Genomic DNA, 11,379 nt, shown 5'->3' with positions numbered 1-11,379 from the left:
CCATGGTCACAGGGTACGCCGAGCGCAGCGTCTTGCGAAGCGGCGCGACCTCGAGCGTCATGCTCGAGTGACCTGGCCCTTCAGGTGGAAGTCTCGACCCGGTACCTGAGCTTCGTCGAGACCGGCCGCTCGCTCCCGAGCCGCACGATGCTGCTGCGGCTCGCCGACCACCTGCGCGTGCCGCTGGGAGAACGCAACCGCAACCGCCATTGCGCGGGGTGCGGGTCGAACGCGGTGGCGTTCACGCTCGAGCCGATCGAGGTGTGTTGTTCGGCGTGCGAGCGGCGCCGCGTGAAATGATGGAGGGCGGCGCCGGTCACTCGCTCGAGTTGCTCCTCGACAATCAACGCGTCCACCACGCGGACAGGCTCGGTGCACCCCGCACACGCGACGAAGATGAGGAACAGGCGGATCACCTTCACGCGCGCCATTCTGCCAGGGCATGAGGCCGGCGTGGGAGCTCTTACGCGCGGTCGTGGCGTGGAGGAGCAGGTGATCGACGTGCCGCCAGCGGCGCGGCCATGCATGGCCGCGGCGGCCGGTGGCCGGGCTTGCGCCCGACCTCGGTCCGCGACAGCTCGAGCGTCGCGGCGACCTGCTGCGCTTGCAGCTCGCCTCGGGCTCGATGAGCGTGGTTCCCCCGTCGCACGGGAGCACATTGTCCCCTTGGTGCGTTACAGGCTCGCTCCCTGCCGCGACATGGACGTCCGCACAGAGCCGCGCACGCCAGGGTCCTCCGCGGTTGGGCGGTCCGATGCGCGGGGTCATGCGTGGGAGTACCGAGGCCCCCAAGAGATTGCCGCGGCGAGACCCCGCCCAGGCGCGTACGCGCACGTCGATCGCCGGTGACGCCGACGCCCGCGTCCGGTGTTGCAGCGCCGTCATGCCGCTCTGTCATCGTCCCCTTCTCTCGCGCCTGCTCCCCGTCCTCGCCCTCGCCCTTGGCGGCTGCTTCCCGCTGACGGGCAACGGCGACGTCGTGGTCGAGGAGCGCGCGCTTCGTGGGTTCGACGCCGTCCACAACACGACCTCGCTCGACATCGAGATCGCGTTCGCCGACGAGGACGCCGTGCGGGTCGTCTGCGACTCCAACCTCGTCGACGACATCGAGACCTACCTCGACGGCGACGTGCTGTGGATCGACTCTCGCGGGCTGAACTCGCTGCGCCCGCGCGGCGACTGCCGGGTCGAGGTCGAAGTCCGGCAATTGCACGCGGTCGAAAACAGCAGCTCGGGCCACGTCGAGGTCCTGGGCGAGGCGGCTGAACTGACGCAGATCCTCCACCAGGGCTCGGGCGGGCTCGTCGTCGAAGCGCTGACCTCCCCGGCGGTCGAGGTGCGCTCGACCAGCTCGGGCGACCTGCACCTCGGCGGGCAGGTCCGTGACATCTCGTTCGAGAGCGCCGGCTCGGGTGGGATCTTCGCCCGCGAGCTGGTCGCTGAGGCCGCCGTCGCTCGTTCGCGCGGCTCGGGCCTCATCGAGCTGAGCGCCAGCGGCTTGATCGACATCGAATTGACCGGCTCCGGTACCATTCACGTGTGGGGTGAGCCCGGCGATCGCCAGGTCGACCAGACGGGCTCCGGTCAGGTCGTCTTTCACTGAAAGCTGGCAGTCGGGCCTGCCCATGATCGCCTCGCGGTCCTCGCAATCGCTCATTTTCGTCCAGCACGGCAGCTCGCCCGTCGTGAGCGGCGCGGGCGTGCATGCGCTTGTGGAAGTCCCACCCATGGGAGATCCTCCGCGGCCATGAGGCCGATGCGCCGCGTCGTCGTTCACGCTTCCGAGTCCGCCCGGGCCGCCGTCGTCGACGCCGTCTGGCGCGCAGGCCTTGTCCCTTTGGACATGTCTTACGGGACATGTGAACCCGAGGGCGCGCTCGTCGTCCGCGTCGGCGACGATCCGGGCCCGGCCGACCTGAGGCTCCCGGACGGCCCGCTCGCGGACCTCGGCCCCGCCGCCTACGCCGAGCTGCGCCTGCTCGCCCTGCCTCCCGAGGCGACCTTCGACGACGCGGACCTGGACGATGAACCGGTCCCAGAACCCCACGTGAGCCCGTACGAGACGCCGGCCCCGCCCGCGCCGCACCTCGTCCACCCGTACTTCCAGTCGAACGCCTTCACCGGCCGCGCCGCCGACCTCGCGGAGCTCGACACCTGGCTCGCGCACGGGCAGACCGCGCGGGTGATCAGCGCGCGCGGCGGGGTCGGCAAGAGCGCGCTGGCCTGGGCGTGGGTCGAGCGGCGGCTCGCCGACGCGCCGCCGTGGGCCGGCTGCATGTGGTTCAGCTTCTACGAGCGCGGCGCGCACTTCGAGGCCCTGATCCGTCGCCTCGCGGCCTACGCGGCCGGGGTGCCGCCCGCGGAGGCGGCCCACGGTCCCCGCGAGGAGCTCGAGCGCCAGGTGCTCGCGGCCGTGCGGGCGCGACCGTTCCTGATCGTCGTCGACGGTCTCGAGCGAGCCCTGGTCGCGTACCACCGGCTCGATGCGATGCGCCTCCCCGACGAGGTCGCCGACGAGGCCATCGACCTCCACTCGTTCACCGACCCGCGCGACGGCGAGTTCCTGCGCGCGCTGTGTCAGGGGAGCCCGTCGCGGCTGCTGGCGACCTCGCGGATCTTCCCGACCGACCTGCGCGACGGCGAGGGCCTCGCGCCCGGCGTCGAGCTGCGCACGCTCGACGGCCTCGACCCCGCCGAGCTGCCCGCGCTGCTGCGCGAGCTCGGCCTCGATCCGGACGGCCCAGGGGTCGGGCGCGCGACCCGGGCCATGGCGACGCTCGATCACCACGCCTTGCTGTGGCGGCTGCTCGCGGGCTGCATGCAGGAAGGACCCTGGCTGCTCGCCGAGATCCTCGACAGGGAGCCCGCCAAGTTGCGCGAGAGCATCCTCGAGGTCGCGTTCGACGCCCTGCCGGCTCGCGCCGAGCGCCTGCTGGCGCGGCTCGCCCCGCTGCACTACGCGGCCGAGCTCGATGATGTGCTCGGGCTCTTCGGCACGCCGCTCGGACTGCGACGCCCGCCCCCGCCCCCGCGCGCCCGGCTGCGCCAGGTCGAGGCCGAGCTCGCCACCGAGACCTACTACGACACCCGGCGCGAGTTGCTGGATCGACGCGACAAGCTGCGGGCCCTCTGCGCCAACTGGGACATCTATCACGCGCTCGCGGACTCGTACGCCCGCCAGCCCGGGACCCGCGCCCATTTCGCCAACGTCCACGCCGACCTGTGCCTGCTCGAGACCCGCGGCTTCCTGACGTGGGACCGCAGCAGCAACCGCTACGACCTCCATCCGGTCGTCCGCGCCCACGCGCTGAGGCGCCTCGACCACGATGAGAGCACCGCCGCGTCCGCCGCGGTCCGCCGTCACTTCGTCCGCGCCCCGCCCGAGGGCGACGAAGTCGCCTGCATCGCCGACCTGCGGCGCTCGCTCGAGCCCTACCGCGCATACGTCGGCCTCGGCGACCTCGACAGGGCCTCGGAGTTCTACGATGAGCGCCTGAGTGACCGCCTCGACGACCTCTCGGCAAACCAGGTGACGATCGAGCTCCTGACCCCGCTGTTCCCGGACGGGCTGTGCGAGCCCCCGGCCCTGGACGACCATACGGCCCAGAGTTGGCGGATCTGCGACCTGTCGTGTGCGCTCGCCCAGGTCGGGCGCGAACCCGAAGCCGCGGCCATGCGCGAGGTGGCGGTCCGCCTCAACCTCGAACGCCGCCGTCCCGGCAATCTGAGGGGCAGTCTCTTCGACCGGGGTCAGTCGCTCGCGGCCGCCAACCGCACCCACGCCGCGATGCACACCTTGACCCTCGCCCACCGACTGATGCTCGCGCATGGCCACGTGAGCAGCGGCCCGCTCCACGCCCGCGCAGTGCTGGCGACCGACCTCGGCCGCTGGGACGAGGCAGAGGCCGACATGGCGGCCCTCGGCAAGGCACACGACACCTTCGCCCTCGACCTCTGCCGCGCCGCCATCGCGTTCGCCCGCGGCGAGGACCCGGCGCCGTTCCTCGAGGAAGTGTCGGCCCATCTCACGAGCAAGTTGTGCGTGGATCTGGCCGCCGACTGGCATCTGCTCTCCGGCCGGATCGAGGCGGCCCACGGCGCATTCGCGGCGGCCCTGTCGCACATGTCCGAGGCGGTGAAGCTCGCACGTCGGATGGGATCCGACGGCGCCCGCGCCCACGCCTGGCGCGCCGTCTGCCTCGCCAACCTCGACCGACACACCGAAGCCCGAAAGGCGCTCGCCGACGCCCGCGTCGCCGCGACGCGCCACGACAATCGCCGCGTCGCGGGCATCCTCGCGGCGGCCCACCTCGCGCTGGGCGAGCTCGACCTCGCCGGACCGTTGGCGCTCGCCGGCTACCGCGAGGCCTGGGCCGACGGCCCGCAGTTCTCCTGGTTCGACGACCTGCGCGTGTGTACCAGCGTGCTCGCCAGGCTCGGCCTGCCGCCGCCCGAACTGCCGACCTTCGACCCGGCCGGCTCGCCGCGGCTGCCCTTCGAGGACGAGATCGAGGCGTTCATCGCCGAGCTCGCGGCGCGCCGCCCCGCCGGCGGCACGCCGCTCCTCCAGATGGACCCGATGTTGTGCGAGCCTGCCGCGGAGCCGGGTCAGGGCCCGCCTCCCGAACCCGGCCCCCCGGCGTTCGCCGTGAATGGGTGGGTGAAGGTCGTCACCGACGCGCCGTGGCAAGCAGACGTGAATGGGCTGGAAGGCGTCGTCTTCTGGCGAGAGCCGATGCAGGACCATACGGCCGTGGCCGAGACGCAGCGCTGGAAGTACATCGTGTACCTGCCGGCGAAGCACGAGTACCGCACGGTGATCGAACGTCACCTCACCGCGCTCGAAGGAAGCGTCGAGCCCTCGTTCTTCTTCGGCGAACGGGCGGAGATCTCGTTCGACGTCGTGGTGGACGATGACAGCTGGATCGTGGAAGGATGCCTGCGTCTCCCGGGTGAGACTTGGCGTACGTTTCACGCCGAGAAGGAATTCTACCTGCCCGAGGCTTGCTTGCGGACGTTCGACTGGGAAAACGGGATCCGCGGGCTCGCGCTGAAGATGCCCGGAGAGGCGCCGATGAACAAGGCCGCGCTCGCGCAGGCGTTCGCATCCCTCCTCGGTGTGGAGCAGATCGTCGAAGCCCCAGGCCCGGACTCGATGATGATGAGACCGTAGCGCGCGGCGGCGAGGTTGCCCTACGTCCGGGCCTCTCGCCCCACCACGTCTGTTACGAGCTGTTCACCGGCGCGGACGCTTCGACCGTTCCCTCAACAACCACTCGCGGGGCATGCGGCAGGAGGTTCAGGGGCGCCTAAGCGGTTCGAAGGGGGAATTTCGTCGAAGTGTCGGCGAAGGTAACACGGCCGCGGGTCACGGGCTTCACGAAGGCCCTGGTCCGTGCCGGCTCCGACCCACGCGACGTGCCTGTCCGGGCCATGGTCTTGCGCAACGTGCGGCCGACGAGGTGCCGCTCGGAATGAGCTGCTCACCGAGCATGAGGCGGTGTGCGCCGTCCTCGGCACCGTCGATCCCTTGCGGCCCAACCTCCGACCGTGGCCACTGGCGGTCGAGACGCACCCGCTGTGGGTATCGGCCCTTGGCGACTCGACGATGTGGCGTGCGCGATGCCTCTACGACCCCGACAGCGGCCGTGAGCGCAAGGCGTGGGTCTTCTTGCTCGTGCTGGCCCACAGTCGCGCAGGCGAGGTAAATCACTTGTCACCGTGAGCGAGGGCAGTAGATTTCGATCCGCCAGCCCGCCGCATTCAAAGGTCGACCCGGGAGTCCGGCGGCATGACTGGCGATCCGTGCGGAGTCAGCTCCGTACGGGAGTTGAGCATGCCTGGGCTCAAAGCGGATCACCGACAGGAAAGGGGAAGGATATGCGAGTTATCGTCAGATGCACCCTCCGTAACCTTACACTTGGTGTATTCTCCAGTTTGGTCGTTTGGGGGACGCCGTCGCCAGCAGCTGCGGGTGATGGTGAGCCCGAGGGTGGTTGCCCCCCGCCCTTCGAACTCATCACGGTCGAAGATGTCGTTCTCGAGGCTATCGCTCTTGGGGAGCCCCCGTCAATCGAGTTCGAGATCCTCGAGTCCGACCGCAACGCCGACGAGTGGCTCTGTATCAAACGCGACAAGGATGGCGTCGGTTTCGTCTTCACGGACAACCGCCGTCAGGGACGCGGAAGACCGTAGTGATTTGGTTGCGCTCCGCCGAGAGCGCAGCGCTACCGTTCGTGACTCGTCACGGGTCGCACCAGCGGAAAAGACGTATCGACGACCGCCGGCGGTCGCCTGCTGCCCACCCGCTTACTCAGAGAAGCGCCGCGACCCGGGCCGCCCCGAACCTGGCAGCGGTCAATTGAGATCGAAGTACACTGCGAAGCGGCGGTCGCCGTAGCCCGCGCGCACGTACAGCTCCTCGAATTCCGCGTCGCCGGTGATCGAGACGACCGCCGGCGCACCTGGACGCTCGACGATCTCGTCCAGCCGCACCGGCGCGTCGCAGTACAGCGCGCCCTCGAAGTTGTCCTTGTAGCCGATCTGCCGCTTGAGCAGCAGGCAGCGTCGATTGTCGCCACCGACCAGCACCCGAACGCGTCCGTCCTGGCTCGACGCTCGCAGTGCATCCGGCAGCGCCATGTCGTGGGCACCCGCCGGGAGCCCCAGTCCGGCGACCCAGGCCATCATCGCCCCGCTCTCCGCCTCGGACGCTGGCGGCGCGCCACAGCTCGCTGTCGCGAACACGGCGCCGAAGATCGACCAGCGGCGGGGACGAGGTCGGGGCGCGGATGCGTTCGGCATAGCGACCAGAAGGATACACCCACGCGGTCCTGCGGCCGCGCCCGGCTCACCCGGCGATGAGTCACCTCATGCGCGCTCGCAAGCGCATCCCCTGCACGTCTCGCTACGGTGACGGAGGACGCTCGTGAGGCCGGCGGCAAGGACGAGCAAGCGGCCGCCGTCAGGCTCGCCTGGTGCGTGCGGCAACGGAGGGCCGGCCGATGGCGCGGGCTCTGCCTGATTCGCCTCCGGCGCCTTGCCGCCGCACCGGCGTTGCTGGCCGCGCATCGCCGTCGCGCACCGTGGCCCCACTCGCCCAGCCTCGGCGCACGAGCCGGCTCGGGGCACGAACTGGGATGCTCCCTCACGCTCGCGGACGCTGCAGGCACCTCGATGTGCTCGCCGAGGCCCGTGTCGGTCGCTCGCGTTCGCGGCCACAACTCGTTATGCTGTGCGCATGAAGGAGCAACGCCTCGCCGCCTTCTTCTCCGCGGATCCCGAGGACGCCATGCGCGCGCTGCTTACGCTCACGGGACAGGCGAATGAGGGCGCTCGCTCGCAAGGAGCGGTGACGAGCACCGAGACTTTCTATCCGGTGGCGAGAGAAGAGAGGATGCGCGCGGCGCAGCGGGGGATCTTCAGCGAGGTGATCTTCGGCCCGGTGCTCGATGATCGGTGCGCCTGCGGTGCGACCGAGGGACAGACGTCGCGGGGTGTCACCTGTCCTCGCTGCGGCGTGCTGTGCGATCGTTCAAGGCTGCGCGACGAGCGGTGGGGACACCTGGAAGTTGCCAATGTCGTTCACCCGTCCGTATATTGGCATCTCGCCGGCCCCCTCGGCATCTACGTGGAGGATCTGCGCCACGTGGTGGGTGGAAAGAAGGCGCTCCGTCCGGTGGACGCGCGCGAGCGGAGCGGCCGCGGAGTCGACGTTCCAGAGCAGAAGATACGATGGCAGGTCGTGCTCGCCGACGACCTCGACGACGGCGATCTCATCGGTCCTTGCGGGCTCGCGGAAGCGCTGCGGCGCTCCGACCCGGAGCACCCCCTTCTCCCCCTCTGCACGATCGCAAAGGTGCCCGTCCCTCCACCTGGCGATAGACCGCTGGCCCCGATCGATGCGCCCACGCAGGTTACTCCATGGATCGGGCCGTTGAACGAGACGTGGTTGAACCTCGTCGAGCGAGCGACGCGCGAGCGCAGGTTGCTCGAGCTCGACGCGCCGCCCCCGATCCTCCGAGACGAGAGTATCCAGGTGCAACTGGCGTTCGAGGCTGTCGTTCGCCAGACGCGCCGGAGCTACGAGCGCCTCGTGCCGCCCCTCGTTCGAGTGCCCGATGGTCTCGCGGACAGCGAGGCGCGATCGATCGCGTTCGTCGGCTCCGAACGGCTGATCGTGCAGCTTCGAGATCGCGTGTCGATCCTGGATCGCGCCGGCAACGGCCTCTCCGTGCTGCCGCCCGCGGGTACCAGGCTCCGCGGTGTGGTGAGTGGCCGATTCGCCGTATTCGAGGGGTTCTTCGGGGCGACTCATCCGACGCTCACTTCCACCGATTCGGGCTTCGGTGACGACCTCGTCCACGTCGACAATGAGGGCGTCACTCGGATCGCACCCATCCTGGGCGAGATATCGGTGATCGATTGCGAGACAGGCGTTTACCTGGATCGCCCGCCGCCCGGCGTGGCGTTGCGGTTCGTCACCAACGACGAACCAGAGGATCTGTTCCTTACGACCGCCGACGGTCAACAGATTCGGCGCCTTCGTGCCGGCGGAGATCGGCCCACTGCCATCGCCTATGCGCCAGGAATGGCGCTCGCCTGGGTCGGCGAGGAGGGCAGCGGGACGGAGATCATCGAGCTTGGTCGGGGCATTCCGCACGCTTGTCCCTCTGAGCCCCCTGACGGCGACATCCCGCGGTGGGACATCCTTTCGAGCGACGCCGGTCGCGCCGGCGAGGAGGACCACGGCGAGGACGACGAATTCTCGGCGAACGCGGTGGCCTTCTGCGATGGTGCGTGGCACCTCCTGTGGTCCAGGAGTGTCCTGTGTGATCATCGGGCGGGCGACGCCGTGCGGCTCCACCCCCCGCCGGAAGCCGCCGCATTCGACCCCACGGGCCGGACGCTCGCGCTCCTCGTTCAAGGCACCATCGTCCTGGCCGACGTCGGCCGTCGCGAGGTCGTGGGGCGCTTCGGGCTCCCTGGAATCGACGCACGCGCTTGAGCGTTTTGAAGCGGGAATCGCCTGAGACCCTCGCGGAACACCCCCGAACCCCGGCCGTACAGGTTCATGCTGCGGCACAGCAGCATCGTCAGGCGGCCTATCACGGCCAGCAGCTCGAGGCGACGCTGCGACGCGCGGCCGGGTGGGCGACGCAGGCCCGGGAGGTCGGGGCGCCCGATCTCGCGGCGTACTCGAGCGCCTCGGCAGCCCGGAGCCTGCGAGCAAACACCGGGCGCGACGTTCGGGCAAGACAGTGGACGAATCATGACCGACCCCGGCTGCGGCGCGAGCGGTCGAGAGCCGGGGAGCGAGCCATGAGCGAGCCCGAAGATCGTGAAGCGCGAGCGGTCTGCGGCTGCCACTTCGTCGGGCTGCCGGGCCGCTGCCTCACTCGAGTATTTATTAAAGGGATGTGCCCGTATTGTGACGACGCGCCGCTCCATCGCCATTGCGCGGGGTGCGGGTCGAACGCGGTGGCGTTCACGCTCGAGCCGATCGAGGTGTATTGTTCGGCATGCGAGGGGCGCCGAGGGGAATGATCGAGGGCGGCGCCGGTCACTCGCTCGATACGTCGCACTCGGTTCAATCGCCGTCGACGCGGGTGATGCCGACGGCGACGCCGTCGCGGCGGGGGTCGGCGACGCCGACGTAGGTCCCGCCGTCGACTGCGATGACGCTGACGTCGCCGACCTCGAGCGGTTCGTCGCGGAAGCGGTGGCCGAGGGCCTCGAGCTCGTCGCGCACGGTCCGGGGCAGGTCGCTCTCCCAGCGGGCCTTCTCGTTGCAGAGCGCGCTGTAGATCCGCGGCTTGGCGATCGCCTGCTCGATGTCGAGGTCGTACTCGAGCAGGTCGAGCAAGACCTGGGCGACCGCGGTGATGATGCGCGGACCGCCGGGCGAGCCGAGGACGTAGACGGGTTCGCCGCCCTGGAACACCAGCGTCGGCGCCATGCTGCTGAGCGGCCGCTTGTCCGGCGCCGGCGAGTTGGGCCGGCCGGCAGCGGGTCGAAGTCGGTCAGCTCGTTGTTGAGGAAGAAGCCGTAGCCCGGCAGCAGGCGGCCTGTCCCGTAGTGCTGCTCGATGGTGACGGTGAAGGTGACGAGGTTGCCCCAGCGGTCGGCGACGTTGACGTGGGTGGTCTGCGGGTCGCCGTTCATCAGCTCGACCGGCGCGAGCGCGGGCGGGACCCCGGCGATGGCGCCGGGCGGCACGGGGCAGGTGTTCTCGGTCAGGTCGATCAGGGCGGCGCGCTTCTTGATGTACTTGGGGGCGAGCCAGCCGGCGAGGGGGATGTCGACGAACTCGGGGTCGCCGAGGTAGGCGTTGCGATCGGCGAACGCGAGGTGCATCGCCTTCATCACCAGGTGGTAGCGCAGGCTGGAGTCGAACGGGTACTGGCCGATGTCGAGCCGCTCGAGGATGTCGAGGAATTGCAGCACGGTGAGCCCGCCGGAGCTGGGCGGCGCGGCGGTGACGATCTCGTAGTCGCCGTATTGGCCCTGCACCGGGTCGTCGACGGTGATCTCATAATGATCGAGGTCGGACATCTTCATGCCGCCGCCGGCGGCCTGGACCTCGGCGACGAAGGCCTCGCCGATCGGCCCGTGGTAGAAGGCGTCGATGCCGTCGTCGGCGAGGAGCCGCAGGGTGTCGGCGAGCTCGGGTTGGACCAGCAGCTGGCCGATCGTCAGCGGTTTGCCGCCGGGCAGGAACAGGGCGCTGGCGGCCGGGTTGGCGGCCAACACTGCCTGGTGTTCGACGAGGCTGGCGGCCATGAGCCGGCTGACGATCACGCCGTGGTCGGCCAGCGCGATCGAGGGCGCGATCAGGTCGGCGAGCGAGCGGGTGCCGAACTCGGCTCGCGCGTACTCGGCCGCGGCCAGAGCACCCGGGACGCCGACGGCGACGCCGAGAGTGCGCCGCTTGGCGAACGGGATCGGCTCGCCGTCTTTCTTGAGAAACATCTTCGGCTTGGCGCTGGCGGGGGCGCGCTCGCGGCTGTCGATGACCGTGACCGCGTCGTCGTCGGCGTCGTAGATCATCATGAAGCCGCCGCCGCCGATGCCGGAGAAGCCGGGCTCGGCGACGCCGAGCGCGAACTGGATGGCGACCGCGGCGTCGACCGCGTTGCCGCCTTCGGCGAGGATCTGCGCGCCGACCCGCGCGGCCTCGTTGCTCGACGCGACGACCATGCCGTCCTCGCCGCCGACGATCGGGCCGATCGCAGTCGCGACCTCCGCGGCCGCGGCGTCGGTGGCGGACAACACGAGAGCGGCGGTCATCACTGAGGTCATTGCAAAGCGTGCGCGCATGCGGGCTCCTGCCGGCGGTCCGCCGGCGACTGGGAAGATTGCGGAGCGCAGGAGCATGGC

At 70.0% G+C, this 11,379-nt stretch carries 6 protein-coding genes and 1 pseudogene; 5 read left to right on the top strand and 2 right to left on the bottom strand.

What is annotated here, in order from left to right:
• Window positions 1-72: 72 nt before the first annotated feature.
• The 3 genes and pseudogenes from OV090_RS51255 to OV090_RS42490 form a co-directional block, all read left to right on the top strand.
• Window positions 73-201 (top strand): annotated as a pseudogene (locus OV090_RS51255) (helix-turn-helix transcriptional regulator); the annotation flags it as partial.
• Window positions 202-883: 682 nt separating this feature from the next.
• Complete coding sequence (locus OV090_RS42495; RefSeq protein ID WP_267710608.1) at window positions 884-1,603, top strand: head GIN domain-containing protein; 720 nt, start codon at window positions 884-886, stop codon at window positions 1,601-1,603.
• A 240-nt stretch (window positions 1,604-1,843) separates the two neighbouring features.
• Window positions 1,844-5,173, top strand: a complete 3,330-nt coding sequence (locus OV090_RS42490) for a hypothetical protein (protein WP_267710607.1) — start codon at window positions 1,844-1,846, stop codon at window positions 5,171-5,173.
• Between the two features lie 1,184 nt (window positions 5,174-6,357).
• Here OV090_RS42490 and OV090_RS42485 read toward each other — a convergent pair.
• Complete coding sequence (locus OV090_RS42485; protein ID WP_267710606.1) at window positions 6,358-6,687, bottom strand: hypothetical protein; 330 nt, start codon at window positions 6,685-6,687, stop codon at window positions 6,358-6,360.
• 553 nt (window positions 6,688-7,240) lie between these two features.
• Between OV090_RS42485 and OV090_RS42480 the strand changes: the two genes are divergently transcribed.
• Window positions 7,241-9,007: a hypothetical protein gene (locus tag OV090_RS42480; RefSeq protein WP_267710605.1), complete on the top strand. Its 1,767-nt coding sequence runs from the start codon at window positions 7,241-7,243 to the stop codon at window positions 9,005-9,007.
• Window positions 9,008-9,589: 582 nt separating this feature from the next.
• On the opposite strand, the gene OV090_RS42475 is transcribed toward OV090_RS42480, so the two are convergent.
• Window positions 9,590-10,120, bottom strand: coding sequence for a gamma-glutamyltransferase (locus tag OV090_RS42475; RefSeq protein WP_267712129.1), 531 nt, complete (start codon window positions 10,118-10,120; stop codon window positions 9,590-9,592).
• On the opposite strand from OV090_RS42475, the gene OV090_RS42470 reads away from it, so the two are divergent.
• Window positions 10,078-11,295: a hypothetical protein gene (locus tag OV090_RS42470; RefSeq protein WP_267710604.1), complete on the top strand. Its 1,218-nt coding sequence runs from the start codon at window positions 10,078-10,080 to the stop codon at window positions 11,293-11,295. The genes OV090_RS42475 and OV090_RS42470 overlap by 43 nt on opposite strands.
• Window positions 11,296-11,379: the final 84 nt, after the last annotated feature.

Source organism: Nannocystis sp. RBIL2 (assembly GCF_026626745.1).
In the GTDB taxonomy this organism is placed as follows: domain Bacteria; phylum Myxococcota_A; class Polyangia; order Nannocystales; family Nannocystaceae; genus Nannocystis.
This window is presented reverse-complemented; position numbering and strand designations above follow the sequence as displayed.

Bases quoted from the DNA above. Each gene is read 5' to 3' on its own strand.
- OV090_RS42495 (WP_267710608.1), top strand. From the start codon at position 884: ATGCCGCTCTGTCATCGTCCCCTTCTCTCGCGCCTGCTCCCCGTCCTC.
- OV090_RS42490 (WP_267710607.1), top strand. From the start codon at position 1,844: ATGTCTTACGGGACATGTGAACCCGAGGGCGCGCTCGTCGTCCGCGTC.
- OV090_RS42485 (WP_267710606.1), bottom strand. From the start codon at position 6,687: ATGGCCTGGGTCGCCGGACTGGGGCTCCCGGCGGGTGCCCACGACATG.
- OV090_RS42480 (WP_267710605.1), top strand. From the start codon at position 7,241: ATGAAGGAGCAACGCCTCGCCGCCTTCTTCTCCGCGGATCCCGAGGAC.